17 protein-coding genes are annotated in these 18627 nt (G+C 40.3%); 4 read left to right on the top strand and 13 right to left on the bottom strand.

What is annotated here, in order from left to right:
• Positions 1–30: 30 nt before the first annotated feature.
• From CWB65_RS15935 to CWB65_RS15910, 6 genes are all read right to left on the bottom strand, one after another.
• Positions 31–870 carry a UDP-2,3-diacylglucosamine diphosphatase gene (locus CWB65_RS15935; protein WP_008131192.1) on the bottom strand — a complete coding sequence of 280 codons (840 nt, stop codon included), beginning with the start codon at positions 868–870 and terminating at the stop codon, positions 31–33.
• Between the two features lie 160 nt (positions 871–1030).
• On the bottom strand, positions 1031–2755 hold the full coding sequence (locus CWB65_RS15930; RefSeq protein WP_008131190.1) for a proline--tRNA ligase: 1725 nt from the start codon (positions 2753–2755) through the stop codon (positions 1031–1033).
• A gap of 88 nt (positions 2756–2843) precedes the next feature.
• The gene (gene tsaA / locus CWB65_RS15925) at positions 2844–3548 is read right to left on the bottom strand and encodes a tRNA (N6-threonylcarbamoyladenosine(37)-N6)-methyltransferase TrmO (RefSeq protein ID WP_008131188.1); all 705 of its coding nucleotides are present in this window, start codon (positions 3546–3548) and stop codon (positions 2844–2846) included.
• A gap of 181 nt (positions 3549–3729) precedes the next feature.
• A complete protein-coding gene (locus CWB65_RS15920; protein WP_008131186.1) occupies positions 3730–4299 on the bottom strand; it encodes an outer membrane beta-barrel protein in 570 nt (189 codons plus the stop codon).
• A 249-nt stretch (positions 4300–4548) separates the two neighbouring features.
• Complete coding sequence (locus CWB65_RS15915) at positions 4549–5013, bottom strand: acyl-CoA thioesterase (protein WP_008131184.1); 465 nt, start codon at positions 5011–5013, stop codon at positions 4549–4551.
• A gap of 101 nt (positions 5014–5114) precedes the next feature.
• Positions 5115–6761 (bottom strand): electron transfer flavoprotein-ubiquinone oxidoreductase, encoded by a 1647-nt coding sequence (locus tag CWB65_RS15910; protein WP_008131182.1) that lies wholly within the window; start codon positions 6759–6761, stop codon positions 5115–5117.
• A gap of 220 nt (positions 6762–6981) precedes the next feature.
• Here CWB65_RS15910 and CWB65_RS15905 point away from each other — a divergent pair, with 220 nt between their 5' ends.
• Together CWB65_RS15905 and CWB65_RS15900 are read left to right on the top strand one after the other, a co-directional pair.
• Positions 6982–7731, top strand: a complete 750-nt coding sequence (locus tag CWB65_RS15905) for an electron transfer flavoprotein subunit beta/FixA family protein (protein ID WP_008131180.1) — start codon at positions 6982–6984, stop codon at positions 7729–7731.
• Positions 7732–8658, top strand: a complete 927-nt coding sequence (locus tag CWB65_RS15900; protein WP_138740977.1) for an electron transfer flavoprotein subunit alpha/FixB family protein — start codon at positions 7732–7734, stop codon at positions 8656–8658.
• 140 nt (positions 8659–8798) lie between these two features.
• On the opposite strand, the gene asnS is transcribed toward CWB65_RS15900, so the two are convergent.
• Entirely contained in the window at positions 8799–10196 is a 1398-nt protein-coding gene (gene asnS / locus CWB65_RS15895; RefSeq protein ID WP_138740976.1) for an asparagine--tRNA ligase, read from the bottom strand.
• Between the two features lie 297 nt (positions 10197–10493).
• Here asnS and CWB65_RS15890 point away from each other — a divergent pair, with 297 nt between their 5' ends.
• Positions 10494–10928 (top strand): ATP-binding protein, encoded by a 435-nt coding sequence (locus tag CWB65_RS15890; RefSeq protein ID WP_008131176.1) that lies wholly within the window; start codon positions 10494–10496, stop codon positions 10926–10928.
• A gap of 2 nt (positions 10929–10930) precedes the next feature.
• Here CWB65_RS15890 and CWB65_RS15885 read toward each other — a convergent pair whose 3' ends face one another.
• From CWB65_RS15885 to bioA, 6 genes are all read right to left on the bottom strand, one after another.
• Positions 10931–11560: a Vat family streptogramin A O-acetyltransferase gene (locus CWB65_RS15885; protein ID WP_138740975.1), complete on the bottom strand. Its 630-nt coding sequence runs from the start codon at positions 11558–11560 to the stop codon at positions 10931–10933.
• Between the two features lie 30 nt (positions 11561–11590).
• The gene (locus CWB65_RS15880) at positions 11591–12601 is read right to left on the bottom strand and encodes an ABC transporter ATP-binding protein (RefSeq protein WP_138740974.1); all 1011 of its coding nucleotides are present in this window, start codon (positions 12599–12601) and stop codon (positions 11591–11593) included.
• Positions 12602–12614: 13 nt separating this feature from the next.
• Positions 12615–14114, bottom strand: coding sequence for an ABC transporter permease (locus tag CWB65_RS15875; RefSeq protein ID WP_138740973.1), 1500 nt, complete (start codon positions 14112–14114; stop codon positions 12615–12617).
• On the bottom strand, positions 14114–15154 hold the full coding sequence (locus CWB65_RS15870; RefSeq protein ID WP_138740972.1) for an extracellular solute-binding protein: 1041 nt from the start codon (positions 15152–15154) through the stop codon (positions 14114–14116). Before CWB65_RS15870 ends, CWB65_RS15875 begins: the two co-directional genes overlap by 1 nt.
• Positions 15154–15966 carry a hypothetical protein gene (locus tag CWB65_RS15865; protein WP_008131168.1) on the bottom strand — a complete coding sequence of 271 codons (813 nt, stop codon included), beginning with the start codon at positions 15964–15966 and terminating at the stop codon, positions 15154–15156. Before CWB65_RS15865 ends, CWB65_RS15870 begins: the two co-directional genes overlap by 1 nt.
• Positions 15967–16180: 214 nt before the next feature.
• Positions 16181–17488, bottom strand: coding sequence for an adenosylmethionine--8-amino-7-oxononanoate transaminase (gene bioA, locus CWB65_RS15860; protein WP_008131167.1), 1308 nt, complete (start codon positions 17486–17488; stop codon positions 16181–16183).
• 95 nt (positions 17489–17583) lie between these two features.
• Between bioA and bioB the strand changes: the two genes are divergently transcribed.
• Entirely contained in the window at positions 17584–18624 is a 1041-nt protein-coding gene (gene bioB, locus CWB65_RS15855) for a biotin synthase BioB (protein ID WP_006793000.1), read from the top strand.
• Positions 18625–18627: the final 3 nt, after the last annotated feature.

Genomic DNA, 18627 nt, shown 5'->3' with positions numbered 1-18627 from the left:
AAAATTTATGACTTGGTTTAAAGTCAGTAATTAGGCTGCCGACTTTTTAGGTTTTGCATCGTCATTACTCATTAGTGGCGATGAAATGTTAGATATGTCGGCGCTGTCTAAAACTGTGTGTGTATCTGACCAGTGAAGCAGTTCTATTTTTCCATCGGCTTGTTCCACTAAGGCGGTGCAGTTTTCTATCCAATCGCCGTCGTTACAATACACTATGCCGTCGCACACTTTTATTTTAGGGTGGTGTATATGCCCACAAATAATTCCGTCTACGTTTTGTTTTTTTGCCTCATGAATAGCTGCGTCTTCAAATGCATTTATTGCTTCGCGTGCCTTATGCACTCGTGCTTTTATCCACGACGCTAACGACCAATAATTACCCCCAAACAACTTTCTTATTTTATTGCTCCAACGATTTAAAAATAAAAGCAAATCGTAGCCTGCATCGCCAGCAATGCTAATAATTTTGTTATAACGAGTTGCGCTATCAAAGTCATCGCCGTGAACGAGCAAAAAGCGTTTATTGGCTTGAGTTACATGAATATACTGCTGGTGGACCTCTATACCAAATAGGGTTTGATTTATATAGTTTCTAAAGGTTTCGTCATGGTTTCCTGGTATATAAATTACGCGTGTTCCGTTGGCCGCTTTTTGTTGAATGCAATTAAGTATTTGATAGTGAGAGGGGTGCCAATAAAATTGGCGCTTCATAGACCATAAATCAATAATGTCGCCAACTAAATATAAAACGTCAGTCTCAACAGCGCTTAGAAAATCGAGTAAATAATCAGCTCTGCAATCTTTATAGCCTAGGTGAACATCTGATATCCATATAGCAGGGTATTTAGCCTTTTGTTCAGCACTTTTCATATTGTCCCTCGTTAGTTTTGTTAGCTATAAATTACTTTAGAGAGAAAAAATGACAGTGATACGACATTTTTAGTAAAGCTATATGACACAAAATTCAGGCATAAAAAAACCGCTTAAAAAGCGGTTTTTGCATTCACGTTATTGAATAACGAATAAGAGTTTAGGCTTGCATAGCTGCTTTAATGCTTTCAATAGCGGTATCTATGTCAATCATTAGCTTTTCACCAGTGCGACGATTTTTAAGCTCTACTTTATTTTCGTCTAGGTTACGTTCGCCAATTACAAGTGTGAAAGGCACACCTACAAGCTCCATATCATTAAACATGACACCTGGGCGCTCTTTTCTATCGTCAAATAACACATCCACACCTGCATCTTTTAAACCTTGGTAAAGGCTGTTTGCAATATCAGGAATACGATGCGACTTGTGCATGTTCATTGGTACAATAGCAAGGTCGAACGGCGCAATAGATTGTGGCCAAATAATACCGTATTTATCGTTGTTTTGCTCAATAGCAGCAGCCACAATACGCGATACACCTACACCGTAACAACCCATGGTCATTACTTGGTTTTTGCCATCTTCGTTTAATACGCCTGCTTTCATGGCTTCTGAGTATTTTGTGCCAAGTTGGAATATATGTCCTACTTCAACACCACGTTTAATTTGTAATGTGCCTTGGCCGCAAGGGCTAGGATCGCCTTCTACAATGTTACGAATATCAGCAACGTCGTAGTTAGTTACATCACGGTCCCAGTTTATGCCGCTAAAGTGTTCGTCGTCTTTATTAGCACCGGCTACAAAGTCAGCCATTACGTTGGCTGTGCGGTCAACAATAATTGGCATTGTTAATCCTACAGGACCTAGTGAGCCAGGTTTTGCGCCGATTGCAGCAATGATGTCTGCTTCTTTTGCCATTTCAAGCGGTGAGTCAACGAGAGGGTGTTTTTCCGCTTTCAATTCGTTTAATTCGTGATCGCCACGAATAACAAGGGCAACTAAACCACGTTGTTCGTTTTCATCTGGGGCACCATAAACGATTAACGTTTTAACACTACGGTGTGGTTTAACACCGTAATGCTTTTTAAGCTCTTCAATTGTTTTAGCATCTGGAGTCGGGAACGCTTTTAATTCTTTTGTAGCATCAGCACGAGGCTCTGTTGGGGCAAGGGCTTCGGCTTTTTCAATATTAGCGGCGTAATCACTACCATCGCTAAATGCGATAGCGTCTTCACCTGATTCGGCTAAAACATGGAATTCATGAGACACGCTACCACCAATAGACCCTGTATCGGCAATTACTGGGCGGTAATCTAGGCCTAAACGTTCGAAAATATTACAGTATGCTTTGTGCATTGCTTGATACGTATTATTTAAACATTCTTCACTCAAATGAAATGAATAAGCGTCTTTCATGGTGAATTCACGGGCGCGCATAACACCAAAGCGAGGGCGTCGTTCGTCACGTACTTTAGTTTGTACTTGATATAAAGTAAGTGGTAACTGTTTATAGCTATTCACTTCTTTGCGAACAAAATCGGTGATTACTTCTTCATGTGTTGGACCAAGTGCAAATTCACGATTATGACGGTCTGTAAAGCGCATTAGCTCTGGACCAAACTCGCTCCAACGGCCTGACTCTTCCCATAAATCAGCAGGTTGTATCACAGGCATCAGCATTTCTATTGCGCCTGCTTTGTCCATTTCTTCACGAACAATGTTTTCAACTTTACGCAAAACGCGTAAACCAGAGGGTAACCAAGTGTATAAACCCGAAGCGACGCGACGGATCATACCGGCTCTAAGCATTAACTGATGCGATACAATTTCAGCATCTGAAGGCGTTTCTTTAAGTGTTGCGAGTATATATTGACTGGTACGCATTATTTTTCCGAAATAGAGTAATATGTTCTTTTAATAGAGCTTAAGTTTACCAGCGGTTGCTTTTACACAAAAGCGCTAAGTGAGTTATTTAGCTTTTTTCTATACTTGTTACTAGGTTGTGCTCGCCATTAACTTGCCAGCGTATATTGTAATCATACAATGTCATTCCATAGCTCTGCTCGCCGTCTTTTTGTTTTTTGTAAGCAGGGCGTGGATCTTGTTTTAAAACATTACTAATAAAGTTTAATAAATCAGGGTATTGAGTTTGCTGCTCAATGAATAAAGTCACTTCAGGGGTAAACTCTACGCTCATTTGTGTTTCTGGGCGTGTATCTGCAAAGCCAGCACTTGCGTCAAGCATGGCATCTGAATAAGGCAAGTAGGGTTTTATGTCAATGATGGGTGTGCCATCAAGCAGGTCTATTCCGGCAAGTAATAGACTGAGTTGGCCATTTTTATATTCTATACCCTCAAGCTTCACTGCACTCATACCAATGGCATTTGGTCTGAAAGTAGCACGAGTAGCAAATACACCTTTGCGTTCATTACCGCCTAAGCGAGGAGGGCGCACCATGGCCGAGTAGCCTTTATCTGCGGTTTCATGAAAACGAAACAATAACCAAATGTGGGTAAATTCATCAATACCGCGTACAAATTCTTCGCGGTTAAAATCAGGCGCAAAAATAAGTTTTGCTTTGGCTTCGGGTACTAAACGAGGTTGTCTTGGTATGGCAAACTTTTGTTTATAGGGAGATTGTATGTGGCCAACGGCCGAAATGCTGTAGTCGCTCATGTTACTCAAGTACAAATAGAATAGGCGGGTATTCTACCTTTATTTACAGGCCATCGCATCACAGCATAGCAATTTATTTAATTAGACTAAATGGTTTAAAATAGCTTTTAGACTGAATGGTTTATATAAAGCAGAAAAAGGTAAGCCTAAGCTTACCTTTGTTAAACAACCTGTTTATAGTTTAAAACATGTATTGCAGTGACACTGATGCTACATCCATATCAGGATCAATATCATCGTCTAGTTTGTAACGCTCGTACTCTAAACGCATTTGCACATTGCTAGAAAAAGCAAACTCTAAACCAGCACCATAAAATGCGTCACCGCCATCTTGTGAAGTAGAAACGCTTCCAACAGGGAGTTCTTGTTTTATATCTGCATCCCATTCTAACCAACCACCTTTGGCATAAACTGAAAAGCTCTCAGTTAATGGGATACCTAAACGCGCGGCCAATGACACGCCGTCAATTTCAGCTTTGCTATCAATATCGCTAACTTCATCAAAGTTTTGATAAGCCAGCTCTACACTTAAATATTCATTAAATTGCGTACCAACATATCCTTTGAGCATTTGTGCGTCATCATCAAAATCAGTATCGTTTTCACTGTCTTCAAATTCAAAAGAGTACTGTCCGTAACCTATACCGGTATAAATACGTGGAGAATCAAAATCGGAAATATCTGCCTGCGCCGCAGAGTTAAAACCAAGTGTTGCTAGCGCTAGTGCTGAAAGTGAAAGTGATTTAATCATTAAATAGCTCCTTTAAAAAATAAAATGGTTTGATTTTTCAAACTTCAATTACTTATTTGCAGTGAACATGCCAATGATTAAATTGATTACTAAAACAGCTGAACTAGTATTTTTGGATTAGTTATTTGGGTTGTTTAGGTTTTTTATTAAACAAATCGCTAACTGCTAAGATTTAGCGATTTTAAATAAATTGTATTTTTTACAAAGCATTAGGTGATTTTTACAGTACAAAAATTAGCTAATGCGTAATTACACTTGATGAAGTAAGTTTTCGGTTTCTATCGCAATTTCTTTCATTTTAATTGCGTAGTTTTCTAATTTTACATCTTCATTGGTGACCGCTTTAAACTCTGGCACTGCAACGGGGTAACCTGTTTCATCCATGGCAACAAAGCTTATTACACAGTGATTTGTTTCAACCATGTTCTGTGTTTTAGGGTCGCCACACCGAACTTGTATAAATATTTGCATACTTGTTTTACCGGTATGTGCAATTTTAGCTTCCACTTCTACTATTTGACCAACCAGAATAGGGCGTCTAAATTTAACACCTGCCACCGATACGGTTACACAATAATGACCACTCCAGCCTGCAGCACAGGCATAGCCAGCTTGGTCAATCCACTTCATAACCACACCACCATGCACCTTCCCACCAAAATTAACGTCGGTAGGTTCTGCTAAAAAACGAAAAACAACATTTGACGACGGCATAAGCTTTACTCTTTTTATTAATTATACAATCAGCATAGCGCAAAAAAGGGGGCGAAGCCCCTGCAATTTAGGATATGTTTATAATTTATATGTAAAAGATATTACATATTGGGGTAATTAGGGCCGCCAGCGCCCTCTGGGGTAACCCACGTGATGTTTTGGCTCGGATCTTTAATGTCACAGGTTTTACAGTGAACACAGTTTTGTGCATTAATTACAAACTCGTTGTTACCTTCTATTTCTTGCACCTCATAAACACCTGCTGGGCAATAGCGCTGCGCAGGTTCATCAAATTTCACAAGATTAACTTTTATTGGTATTGCTGCGTTTTTAAGTTTTAGGTGACAAGGTTGAGACTCTTCATGGTTAGTGTTTGATAAAAACACACTTGAAAGTTTATCAAAACTAAGTGAACCATCAGGCTTAGGGTAAGCTATTTTTTCAGCAATGTTAGCATCAACCAGCGTAGAGTAATCTGGAACATCATCTTTAAAGGTAAATGGTAAAGCACCGTTGAATACATTTTGATCGAGCGTGTTATATGCACCCCCTAAAAATTTACCTAGCTTATGCATCACCGGACCAAAATTACGAGAATGATAAAGCTCTTTATAAGCCCAAGATTGTTCAAACTGCGGGTGGTAATTTACTAAATCAGTATTAGCTTGTTCATTTTCTAATGCTTCAAAAATGACTTCAGCGGCTATCATGCCCGATTTCATTGCTGTGTGATTTCCCTTAATTTTTGCAAAATTTAATGTGCCTGCATCACAGCCTACTAATAATCCGCCAGGAAAATGCATTTTAGGTAAAGAGTGTAATCCACCTTTTGCAATAGCACGCGCGCCATAAGCAATACGCTCACCGCCTTCAAGTACGTGTTTAAAAACAGGATGATGTTTCATTCGCTGGAATTCATCAAACGGGCTTAAATGCGGGTTTGTGTAATTTAAATCAACAATTAAGCCAACAACGACCTGATTATTTTCGCTATGATACATAAATGCACCACCGCTCGTATCACCACTTAACGGCCAACCTGTGCCATGAACTACTTTACCTTGTTGATGCTTAGACTCATCTACTTGCCATATTTCTTTAAAGCCTAAGCCATAATGTTGAGGCGATGAGTCAGCATCAAGTGCAAACTGGTTTATAAGTTGTTTGCCTAAATGGCCTCGGCAGCCCTCAGCAAAAATAGTATATTTAGCTCTTAGCTCCATGCCTGGCATGTAGCCATCTTTTTCATTACCCTCTTTATCAACGCCCATGTCACCCGTAACAATACCTTTTACTGCGTCGTCTTCAATAATAAGTGAATGTGCGCTAAAGCCTGGAAATATTTCTACGCCTAAACTTTCAGCTTGCTCTGCTAGCCAGCGGCATACGTTACCCATTGAAACAATGTAGTTACCATTATTATGAAATGTTTTAGGCGTAGCAAAGTGGGGGATTGATGTTGCTTTTTCTTCGTTATTAAACCAATAAATTTCATCATTTGTAACTTTCGTAGTTACTGGCGCACCTTGCTCTTGCCAATTTGGTAGTAATTCATCTAACGCTTTTGTTTCAAATACAGCGCCCGATAGAACATGCGCGCCAACTTCTGAGCCTTTTTCTACAACACAAATCATGCACTCTTGTTGTTTTTCTTGTGCAAGTTGTGCGAGTTTTATTGCACTAGCAAGTCCCGCAGGTCCAGCGCCTACAACAACTACATCAAATTCCATGGTTTCACGTTCGACCATAATAACCTCTTTATTTATGACGGACTCACTCAATACTGCCTAAGTATTTGAACAAGGTATTCAGCCTATTTATTACAATGCCAATTTTTCGTTACAGGCTGTGAATAGTTAAAGGTTATTTTAGGTTGACGTTTACGTCAACAGGAAGTAGTCTGATTTCATAAAATAAATAGGTTGACGTACACGTTAGGTTGTAGGTTTAAATAATTATGGAGTTCCTATGAAAGTTCTTGTACCAATAAAACGCGTTATAGATTACAACGTAAAAGCGCGTGTCAAAAGTGACAACAGCGATGTAGATTTAACGAACGTTAAAATGGCGATGAACCCATTTTGTGAAATTGCAATTGAAGAAGCTATTCGCTTAAAAGAAGCTGGTACAGCCACTGAAGTTGTAGCTGTTACTATTGGCGCTAAAACATCGCAAGAACAACTACGCACAGCGCTTGCACTGGGTGCAGATAAAGCAATTCACATCGAAACCGATGAAAAATTAGAGTCATTACACATTGCAAAATTACTCGCAAAAATTGTAGAGCAAGAAGCGCCAGAACTTGTTATTTTAGGAAAGCAGTCGATTGATTCAGACAATAACCAAACGGGTCAAATGCTTGCAGCATTAACTAATCGTGGGCAAGGTACGTTTGCGTCTAAAGTGGTCGTCGCTGATGGAAAAGTAAACATTACACGCGAAGTAGACGGCGGTTTGCAAACGGTCGCACTTTCATTGCCAGCCATTATCACTACAGATTTACGTTTGAACGAACCACGTTATGCATCACTACCCAATATAATGAAAGCAAAACGCAAGCCGCTTGATGTAATAGCTGCAGACTCTTTAGGTGTAGATTTAACACCTCGTATTCAGCTTGTTAGCGTAGAAGAACCGGCTAAACGTAGTGGTGGTATTATTGTAGAAGACGTTGCACAACTTGTAGAAAAATTAAAAACAGAGGCAAAGGTGATTTAAATGAAAACACTTGTAATTGCAGAGCACGACAACGGTGCCTTAAAACCAGAAACCTCAAAAACAATTAATGCGGCTATTCAAATGGGTTTTCCTGTTGATGTATTAGTGGCCGGTGAAAACATCGCCAATATGAGCGAGACTATTTCAAGTATAGAAGGCGTTGCGAGTGTGCTTGTTGCAGATAATGCAGCTTATGCACACCAACTAGCAGAAAGCATGACCGATTTAGTTATGTCGTTAACTGACAACTACAGTCATATTGTGGCAAGTGCAACTACCACAGGCAAAAATTTTATGCCACGTGTTGCGGCCCTTTTAGATGTAGCACAAATATCTGAAATTATTGATGTAATAGATGCTGATACGTTTAAACGCCCAATTTATGCCGGTAACGCTATTGCGACTGTAAAATCACTTGATGCTAAAAAGGTGATTACCGTACGCGCAAGTAGTTTTGATTTGCAAAGCGAGCAAGCCGCTGTAAGCATTAATACTTTAGATACAGTATCGGACTCACAGTTAAGTACGTTTGTAAGCGTTGAGCAAACTGAGTCAGAGCGCCCAGAACTTACCGCTGCTGAGGTGGTTATATCTGGCGGTCGTGGTATGCAAAATGGCGAAAATTTCGCTCTTTTAAATGGTATAGCCGATAAATTAGGTGCTGCTATTGGTGCATCGCGCGCTGCGGTAGACGCAGGCTTTGTACCTAATGATATGCAAGTAGGGCAAACGGGTAAAATTGTAGCGCCTAACTTATACATCGCAGTAGGTATTAGCGGTGCCATTCAACACTTAGCGGGTATGAAAGACTCAAAAGTGATTGTTGCAATTAACAAAGATCCCGATGCACCTATTTTTCAGGTTGCAGACTATGGACTCGTTGCCGATTTATTTGATGTGTTACCACAATTAGAAAACGCACTATAACCATTTATTAAACCTTATTCTGGTTGAAAGCCGTGGTGCCTGATGGGTGCTGCGGCTTTTTTTATACGCTAAGTTTTAGCCACAAAAAAACCAGCCAATTGGCTGGTTTTTGATATGTAAACAATTTACTAAGTAATTGTTTAGTAAGTTGCGCTGCCTTTAGTACGAGGGAAGGCGATTACGTCACGTACATTGCCCATACCTGTTACATAAGCAACTAAGCGTTCAAAGCCTAAACCAAAGCCTGAATGTGGCACACTACCGTATTTACGTAGGTCGCGGTACCAGCTGTAATCTTCTTTGTTTAAGCCCATTTCTTCAAGGCGGGCATCAAGCACATCAAGGCGCTCTTCACGTTGAGAACCACCAATGATTTCACCAATACCCGGAGCAACTACGTCCATAGCGGCAACGGTTTTGCCATCTTCGTTTTGGCGCATGTAAAATGCTTTAATATCACGTGGGTAGTTTTTAATTACTACCGGTGCTTTAAAGTGTTCTTCTGCTAGGTAACGTTCGTGCTCAGACTGTAAATCTACACCCCATTCAACAGCGTACTCAAATTTCTTACCGCAGTTTTTAAGAATTTCGACTGCGTCTGTGTAATCAACTTGTGCAAAGTCTTTTTCAACAAATTCTTCTAAACGGCTAATCGCAGTTTTTTCGATACGTTGAGCAAAAAACTCCATGTCGTCACGGCGCTCTTCAAGTACCGCCTTAAATACGTACTTAAGCATATTTTCAGCAAGCTTTGCAATGTCTTCTAAATCTGCAAATGCTACTTCAGGTTCAACCATCCAAAACTCAGCCAAGTGGCGTGAAGTATTTGAGTTTTCTGCACGGAAAGTAGGGCCAAACGTATAAATTTTTGACATTGCAGACGCGTAAGTTTCACCGTTTAATTGGCCAGATACAGTTAAGAATGCTTCTTTTCCAAAAAAGTCTTCACTGTAATCAACGTCGCCTTTATCTGTACGCGGCAGGTTTTGCATATCCAGTGTAGATACACGGAACATTTCGCCAGCGCCTTCACAATCACTTGCTGTGATAATAGGTGTGCTGATCCAGTAGTAACCTTGCTCGTGATAAAAACGGTGAATGGCTTGTGCTAAACAGTTACGTACACGTGTTACTGCACCAATCATGTTAGTACGTGGGCGAAGGTGAGCGTGTTCACGTAAGTATTCAATGCTGTGGCGTTTTGCCGACATTGGGTATGAATCTGGGTTTTCTACCCAACCTAATACAGTGACCGTATTCGCTTGAATTTCAAACGATTGGCCTTTGCCCGCAGATTGAACTAAAACACCAGTAACCGATACAGAACAACCGGCTGTTAAGCTAGTAACTTCATCATAATTATTTAGTGAATTAGGAACTACCGCTTGAATAGGATCAAAACACGAACCGTCATGAACGGCTAAAAATGATATTCCTGCTTTTGAATCGCGGCGAGTACGGATCCAGCCTTTAATTGTTACTTGGCTGTCTACCGCAACATTGCCTTTTAATAGCTCTGAAATCGCTAAATGGCTCATCTTCACTCCAATGATATAAGTTGCCTAACTTTATTTATTTAAATATGTACAGTATATAAACCATATTTTATTGATAGATGGTGCTGTACTAGAACCCTGTATCTTACCTAGTAAAGTAAAATAAAAAAACTATTGCGGGCAACTCTTTATAAGTTTTTATCAATGCGGTTTATTTTTAGTCGATTTTTAGGCACAAATGACTAAGTTTGTAATTTGCTGCTCTGAAGTTTAGCGATTTTGTGGCATTATATATTCTTTGATTACTCAATACTGACCATTACTTTAGAAATGGATGCTATGAAACAAGTTTTTATTTTACGTGGACTACCTGGAAGCGGTAAGTCGTATTATGCACAAAATTTAGCAGACGAATTAGCGACTGCAGATGAAAGCCAATACTTAATTTGCTCAACAGACGATTATTTTTTAAATGAGCAGGGCGAATATCATTTTGATAAATTTAAATTACCGCAATACCATAATTTAAATTTAGCGCGTTTTATACAAGCGCTCGCACAAGATATTCCACTCGTGATTGTAGACAACACCAATATAAAAAAATGGGAGTTTGTTGCATACACTCAAGCAGCTGTTGCATTAGGTTACCAAGTTAAAGAAGTGATAGTGGGTGAAGTAAAAGATAAATCCATGCAGCACTTATACGCTAAACGCAATTCGCATAACGTGCCGCTTAAAACCATAAGTAAAATGGCGTATATGTTTGAATGGTAGTGTTATAGTTTAGACAGTAAGTCTAAATTATTTTGAGTTATAGCATCTAAATGAGCAGTGATTTTGTCATTGCTCCAATCCCACCATGCAATAGATAGCAGTGCATCAATCGTTTTATCGTCAAAACGCTGTTTGATTATTTTTGCTGGATTACCACCAACGACAGCATAAGCAGGCACATCGTTGGTCACTACCGATTTACTGGCAATGATAGCGCCATTTCCTATTTTTACCCCTGGCATAATAGTGGCGTTATAGCCAATCCACACATCATTGCCAATTTCTGTATTTCCTTTAAATGGTAAGTCACCTGGTTGAGGTGCAGACTTTTCCCATCCGTTACCAAATATAAAAAATGGGTAGGTAGAAAAACCAGTACTTTGATGATTAGCCCCATTCATTATAAAAGTTACATTTTTTGCTATGGCACAAAACTTCCCAATAATAAGTTTGTCGCCAATAAAATCGAAATGATAAAGTACGTTTTTTTCGAAGTGTTCGGGGCCATCAGGGTCGTCGTAATACGTATAATCACCAACTTCTATATTAGGCGACGTAATGAAATTTTTTAAATAACCTACTTGAGGAAACCCTTGCATTGGAGATGGGTTATTTGGATTTGGTCCGTTCATAGTTTCCTCTAAAGTAAAATATTTAATACGCTAGTTTTTAAATGCCGCCAGCGGATGAGAGGTACTTAGCGAAACATGTACGTTGTCACCAGGGTGTACAACCAGTTCATGACTCACGCGGCTAGTGACTACTGTACCACAGGCAAGTTTTATTGCGCATAATCGACTACCGCCTTCAAAGCGGACCCAAATAACCTCACCATTATTACCTATACTGCTTTGTACTAATAAAACATCGTCGGGGCGAAGCAATACATCAACATTGCCTTGAGCACAGTCAACACCATGCGCGGGCACATTACCAATATCGGTAAGTGCTTGGCCGTTATTTAATGTACCTTTTATAAAGCTAGCTTCACCTAAAAAACGCGCAACAAAGCGGTTTTCTGGGGTGCTAAAGCATTTTTCGGGAGTGTCAATTTGTTGTATTTGCCCACCTTTTAAAACACCAACACGATCCCCAACCGATAGTGCCTCTTCTTGGTCGTGGGTAACCCAAATAGCAGGTACACCTGCATTTTTTAGTGCGTTTCGGATATCCCAACGCAGCATGTCTTTTAACGCCGCATCTAGATTCGACAGCGGCTCATCAAGTAATACAAAGTCAGGCTGGTGAGCAAGAGTACGTGCTAATGCAACACGTTGCTTTTGACCGCCAGACAGAGTCGCAGGTTTCTTAGCCCTAAACTCTTCAAGACCAAGTAGGTTAATCCAATGATCTGCCACGCTGTGATCTTTTAATTTAAAACAAATATTTTGCTCAACCGTTAAATGCGGAAATAACGCAAAGTCTTGAAAAACCATACCGACACTGCGCTTCTCAGGAGGCACTGCTTTATTACGGGTTGCACGCCATTTATCTGCGTTTATTTCACCTTCAGAAATGGGTATTAAGCCTGCGAGTGCTTGTAATATTGTACTTTTACCGCAACCGGTGGGGCCTACAAGCATTAGGATTTCGTTTTCACCAAGCGTTAAATTCAAATCGCTCACAACGCGATTACTGCCATAATCTATAGACAACTGACTTACAGATAGCATTTACTTCAAATCCTTAATGTTCAAACTGGTTACGTTTTTCGCCAGACATCATAATAGCTAAACCACAAGCAGAGATCACCACTAATAACAGCCCAGGTATAGCGGCACGGCCAAAATAGCCAGCTTCGTAAACACGCCATAAATAAGTAGACAGGGTTTCAAACCCAGTAGGGCCTAGCAATAAAGTGGCTTCAAGTTCACGCATTGACTCTAAAAACACCAATGCACCACCAGCGACGATACCACGCATGGTTAAAGGCAAAGTAATACGTGTGAAGGCTTCGCGCGGGCTTGCACCAAGCACTCGAGCAGATTTTACCAAGCTAGGGTCTAAATGTTCGGTACTAGTACGAATTGAACCAACCGCGAGAGGCAAAAAACGTAGCATGTAGGCAATAATAAGTAACCCCAAAGTTTGATACAAAAATGGTAATTGCAACCCGCCATAAACCAGCGCTGTGCCCATTACAATACCGGGTATGCCAAAGCCAAAGTAAGTAACGCGCTCCATAACTCTGCCTGCTTTGCCACTGAGTGCCGCGTGCGCAACAGGGACTGCCACTATTACTGCAACAATAGCAGCAAGTGCAGACGCATAGGTTGAATGCCATGCAATGGTAAAATCAAAATTACTTAAGCCATCTCGTGCAAGCCATATAAAAAATATTGCCAAGGGTAAGCCGATCGCTAGCAACAGCACAGGAGCGAACAGAGCAAATAACGCACTCAATTGAAGTTTACTTGGGAATAAAATAAGGGGGCGGCCATGACGCTCACTCGCTGTTTTTATTTGCGACTCTACAAGTAATAAAAAACCTACAATAACCATTAATTGAAGCGACAGCATCGCTGCGCGACCCAATTCAAACGCATTGTATTCAACATAAATAACACGGGTGAACGTATCAAGTCTCATCATGGCTGGGGTGCCAAAGTCAGATAAAGTATAAAGTGCCACTAATAACGACCCAGCAGCAATGCCATTTACCACGCGGGGTAGAATAACTTTGAATACACTTTGCGTCATCGACATACCCAATGTGCGAGCTGCGTTTACCATGCTGGCGTCTAAACTGAGTAAAGATGAACGGGTAGTCATCATTACAAATGGAAATGTATACAAGGTCATAACTATTGCAGCGCCGGATAGCCCATACATAGACGGTGTTTCAAATCCGAGTAAATTATTGATTTCACCCCCAGAGCCAAATGCAGCATAAAGCGTAAACGCACCAATATAACTAGGTATAGCAAGGGGAGCGGCAAATAATACAAGCCATGCTTTTTTAAATGGTAAGTGTACATAGGCGCTTATAAACGCAAGTGGTACGCCGATTAAAATTGAGCCTAGAACAGTTAAGCCCATTAAAGCCAGTGTATTACCTAATATGGTTAAATTATGGCTATCAAAATAGGAACTTGAGTCACTAGCAAGCACCATTAATATACAAATAGGGGTAAGCGTAATGAGCGCTGCAAGCAGCGCCATTGGGTAAGATGGGGGTAATCGCATTATAAAACGCCGTTGCTGCGCATTAAGTCTATAGTGGGTCGCAAATCTGCAAGCTGTGTTAAATCAATTTTAGGTGGTGAAACACTCGAAAGCGAAGGTAAACCATCAGGCTGAGCAATACCGTTTACAAGGGGGATTTCGTAGGCTTCACGTGCTAAATAACCTTGTACTTCTTTGCTGAGTAAATAGCGCATAAAGTTAGTAGCAAGCGGGTCACTGTTAAGCGTTAATATACCCGAGGCGTTGACTAAACAGCCTGCATCGTTTTGGGTAAAGGCTAAATCAAGATTTGCATCCGGCTTGCCTGATTTTAAACGTAAAGTGTAATAATGATTAGCAAAGCCAATATCAACTTCACCCCGTTCCACACCCATTACAACGCCTAATTCACCTGCGTATGTTTTTGCACGTTTTTTAACTTTTTTGAGCCATTTAGCCGTTTTATCATCGCCTTGTAAAATACGCATTGCTGTAACAAACGATTGAAAAGACGCATAAGCAGGGGCCCAACCAATACTCAAGTCGCTGTCAGCAATTTCCATAATGCTGGTTGGAATTTGATCTTTAGTTAAACGCGACGTATTAAAAGGCAATGTACGAATACGTCCCGTTACTGGCGCCCAGTCTTTATATTTAAATTGCGGCTGCAGTTGAGCCGAAAAATCGTCTGGCAGTGGTTTTGCAAGGCCTGCATCGGTCACTAAACCAATTGCACCTGAGTCCACAGCCCAAAATAAATCAGCACGTTTAACACCCGCTTTGGCTTCTGCAACAATTGTGTTGGCAAGTGCAGCTGTTGGTCCGCGGCGAATAGCTAAATTAAAATCAGGGTTATTTTTTTGGATAGCTTGTAATACGTTTTCGTATAAACCACCTTCACCTCGGCCTAAATATAAGGTTAAATCACCTTTAAGCTTAGGTAAATCGTCAACCGAGACGGGGTTGGTTACTGTATTAGCAAAAGCTTGCGATAGAGGTAATGGCAATGAACCAATTACCCCTAATGCAGCTAACCCTTGTATAAAGGTTCTGCGTTCCACTAAAAAACGTCCTTACGGTTTTTTTCTGCTTTTTCAATTAAACGTTTGGCGCGGTCTAATTTTGTTTGCATGCTGGTAACTACATCGCGTACTTCATCAACACTTTTGTTATCTGCGATTGCTTTTGGAAGCGTGACGTTAAAATCTTTTTCAATTGCCTCGACTAGATTGGCATCTTGCTCGATAAGTGTACCTTCAACGCCTTCGAATAAGTGTAGATACGTATCGTGAACAATTTCAGTGGCTTCGTCTTGTAGGCGCTCAGCAAGTTTTGCGATGACGCGGTCTAGTTTGTGCTTTATTTCGTCTATTGTTGCACTTTGCGTCATTTCTTTACTTGCTGTAGCTGTAACAGACTCTAACAAGCCTTTTTGTTGAAATTTAGCCGCTAATTTAACAGCACCTAAACCTTGCCATAAAGCATTATTCATTGCGGTTTGTTGTACACGAACCTCAGCAGCTGATTTACCACCGTCAATTGCCATTTTTACACCGTACAAACCCTGCCAAATAGAGGCATAAACAGGCACTAAATTAGTTTCAATTGCACTGTGAAATTTTACCGATTCCCAATATTCAATTAAATCGTCGGTATTTACGGCCTTAGCGCCTTTATTTTCGTAGGTGCTAACAAGCGTGTCTACTTTGCCTACCATCCATTCAACTTCTTCGTTATAGCTTTTAAGGTTAGCTTGAAGGTGATTTACATGTTCACCAATAGGACCGTTAGCAAATACAGGTTGCGCAATAAACGCAGACGCTATTAATAAAGAGGCACCTAATGTTTTGGCTGGTTTAAAAAATAAGTTCATGAAAGAAGTCCAAAAAGGTAATTGTAAATGATAGGTATTATCATATCCGTAAATATTACGAAGAGCAATATACTAAAACTGCTAAACACGTATTTGAAGGCATGAGGACGAATTTAATTAATACAAATGATCTATATCAAGTTAAATCCGCTTTTTGCTTAAAATTAATGAAGCTATTAACTAATTAATACCACTATTAAACTTTAAAAAATCACTATGCTTTAGCGTAATGTTTGCCTTTAATTGCACTATAAATAGCATCGCAAAGCGTTTTAATGCTGTTTTCGTCACTTATATACGGTGGCATAAGGTAAATTAGTTTACCGAAAGGGCGGATCCATACACCTTGTTTTACAAAAAAGGCCTGAATAGTCGCAACATCGATATTGCTAACCTTTTTATTAAGCTCTACAACACCTATCGCGCCCAGCACTCTTACATCAGCAACGTCTTCAAGTTCCATACATTTGTGTAATTGCTGAAGTTGATTATTTATTTCTTCTACGCGTTGTTGCCAGTTTTGCTCTAGTAATAAGTCTATGCTGGCACATGCAGCTGCGCACGCTAGCGGATTACCCATAAAGGTAGGTCCGTGCATCAAAACTCCGGCTTCACCTTCACTAATGCCTGTGGCAATTTTATCGCTCGTAATCGTTGCCGATAAAGTCATTGAGCCACCGGTAAGTGCTTTACCTATACATAAAATATCGGGTTCGATATTAGCGTGTTCAACCGCAAATAACTTACCCGTACGGCCAAAGCCAGTGGCTATTTCGTCGCAAATTAAAAGTACATTGTATTGATTGCATAATTGCCTTACGCAGGCTAAATAATCGGGATGATAAAAATTCATACCTCCCGCATTTTGTACTATGGGTTCAATAATAAAAGCAGCTACGTGTTGGTGGTTATTTTTAAAGTACTGTTCAAGTTCAAGCGCTTCACTTTGCTCAAAAGTGCTTGAAAACTTACTGGCTGGGGCAGGTACAAATACGTGCTCAGGTAAAAAACCCTTATATAGGCTATGCATAGAGTTCACAGGATCGCATACGCTCATTGCAGCAAACGTATCGCCATGATAACCCTTATAAGGAGTCATTAATTTTTGTTTTGTTTTAATACCTTGGCTTAACCAGTATTGCAGAGCCATTTTAATAGCTACTTCAACACTTACTGAGCCACTGTCAGCTAAAAATACTTTAGTTAAGCTTGGGGGGGTGATATCTACAAGTTTTTTACACAGCTCAACTGCACTTGAATGTGTGATACCTCCAAACATAATGTGGCTCATGTTATTAATTTGATTAACCATTGCTTTGTTAATAGCAGGGTGGTTGTAACCATGAATAGCGCTCCACCACGATGCCATGCCATCTATAAGTTGCTCGCCTGTTTCTAGATAAATTATATTGTGTTTAGCGTGGGTTACAGGGTAAACGGGAATAGGCTTTGTCATTGATGTGTATGGATGCCAAATGTGTTCACGATCAAAATTTAAATCAATTGAGTATTTATTGTTCATATGTAAACTTTAACTGGGTGGGCTTCGTTGACAATGGTACTTGAAGTTTTAGACTAATCCAACATCACCGATATGAAAAAAATAAAGAGAGAATTATGGAACTTGCACCTGTTCGCCACAATTGGACCCATAGCGAAGTTAAAGCATTATTTGAAATGCCGTTTAACGATTTACTTTTTAAGGCGGCGTCGGTTCACCGAGCTAACTTCAACCCAAATGAAGTGCAAATTTCTACCCTGTTATCAATTAAAACTGGGGCATGCCCAGAAGATTGCAAGTATTGCCCACAGTCAGGGCACTATAAAACCGACCTAGAGCGCGAGCGACTTATTGAAGTAGAAAAAGTAGTAGAGCAAGCGCGTTTAGCTAAACAAAAAGGCGCAACACGTTTTTGTATGGGCGCTGCGTGGTCAGATCCAAAAGACAGAGACATGCCTTACATTTCGAAAATGGTTAAAGAAGTAAAAGAGCTTGGCCTTGAAACCTGCATGACGCTGGGCAAACTCACAAACGAAAAAGCACACGAACTCAGCAGTGCAGGTTTAGATTATTACAACCATAATCTAGATACATCACCTGAATACTACGAGCAAATTATATCAACCCGTACCTTTGAAGATCGATTAAACACCATAGATCATGTACGCGATGCCGGTATGAAAGTCTGTTCAGGCGGTATAGTCGGTATGGGCGAGCAAGCAGCCGACCGTTATGGGTTACTTATGCAATTGGCTAACTTGCCACAACAGCCAGAAAGTGTACCTATTAATATGCTAGTTAAAGTAAAAGGTACCCCACTTGAAAACGTTGACGATTTAGACCATTTTGAGTTTATACGCACTATTGCTACTGCACGAATAATGATGCCACACAGCTATGTACGTTTGTCGGCAGGGCGTAACGCCATGAACGAGCAAATGCAATCAATGTGTTTTTTTGCAGGTGCTAACTCTATATTTTATGGCGACAAGCTGCTTACCACCGAAAATCCAGAAGCGGATGCCGATATGAACCTAATTAAAAAGCTAGGAATGAACCCAGAAACGCGTGAAGATTATTCAGATGAAGCTGTAGCAGCGTCGCTTTCATCACAAGTTGCAGATAAAGCAACGTCTGAATTATTTTACGAAGCCTAATTA

Origin of the sequence: Pseudoalteromonas sp. S554, from assembly GCF_005930865.1 — a bacterium.
In the GTDB taxonomy this organism is placed as follows: Bacteria; Pseudomonadota; Gammaproteobacteria; order Enterobacterales; family Alteromonadaceae; genus Pseudoalteromonas; species Pseudoalteromonas marina.
The sequence above is the reverse complement of the archived record's forward strand: the minus strand, read 5'-3'. Positions and strand labels throughout refer to the sequence as shown.

Excerpts from the sequence above, each read along its gene's own strand:
- CWB65_RS15890 (WP_008131176.1), top strand. The coding sequence starts at position 10,494 with ATGAAACAAGTTTTTATTTTACGTGGACTACCTGGAAGCGGTAAGTCG.
- CWB65_RS15920 (WP_008131186.1), bottom strand. The coding sequence starts at position 4,299 with ATGATTAAATCACTTTCACTTTCAGCACTAGCGCTAGCAACACTTGGT.
- CWB65_RS15880 (WP_138740974.1), bottom strand. The coding sequence starts at position 12,601 with ATGCTATCTGTAAGTCAGTTGTCTATAGATTATGGCAGTAATCGCGTT.
- CWB65_RS15900 (WP_138740977.1), top strand. The coding sequence starts at position 7,732 with ATGAAAACACTTGTAATTGCAGAGCACGACAACGGTGCCTTAAAACCA.
- asnS (WP_138740976.1), bottom strand. The coding sequence starts at position 10,196 with ATGAGCCATTTAGCGATTTCAGAGCTATTAAAAGGCAATGTTGCGGTA.
- CWB65_RS15915 (WP_008131184.1), bottom strand. The coding sequence starts at position 5,013 with ATGCCGTCGTCAAATGTTGTTTTTCGTTTTTTAGCAGAACCTACCGAC.
- CWB65_RS15935 (WP_008131192.1), bottom strand. The coding sequence starts at position 870 with ATGAAAAGTGCTGAACAAAAGGCTAAATACCCTGCTATATGGATATCA.
- tsaA (WP_008131188.1), bottom strand. The coding sequence starts at position 3,548 with ATGAGCGACTACAGCATTTCGGCCGTTGGCCACATACAATCTCCCTAT.
- CWB65_RS15875 (WP_138740973.1), bottom strand. The coding sequence starts at position 14,114 with ATGCGATTACCCCCATCTTACCCAATGGCGCTGCTTGCAGCGCTCATT.
- CWB65_RS15930 (WP_008131190.1), bottom strand. The coding sequence starts at position 2,755 with ATGCGTACCAGTCAATATATACTCGCAACACTTAAAGAAACGCCTTCA.
- bioB (WP_006793000.1), top strand. The coding sequence starts at position 17,584 with ATGGAACTTGCACCTGTTCGCCACAATTGGACCCATAGCGAAGTTAAA.
- CWB65_RS15885 (WP_138740975.1), bottom strand. The coding sequence starts at position 11,560 with ATGAACGGACCAAATCCAAATAACCCATCTCCAATGCAAGGGTTTCCT.
- bioA (WP_008131167.1), bottom strand. The coding sequence starts at position 17,488 with ATGAACAATAAATACTCAATTGATTTAAATTTTGATCGTGAACACATT.
- CWB65_RS15910 (WP_008131182.1), bottom strand. The coding sequence starts at position 6,761 with ATGGTCGAACGTGAAACCATGGAATTTGATGTAGTTGTTGTAGGCGCT.
- CWB65_RS15905 (WP_008131180.1), top strand. The coding sequence starts at position 6,982 with ATGAAAGTTCTTGTACCAATAAAACGCGTTATAGATTACAACGTAAAA.
- CWB65_RS15865 (WP_008131168.1), bottom strand. The coding sequence starts at position 15,966 with ATGAACTTATTTTTTAAACCAGCCAAAACATTAGGTGCCTCTTTATTA.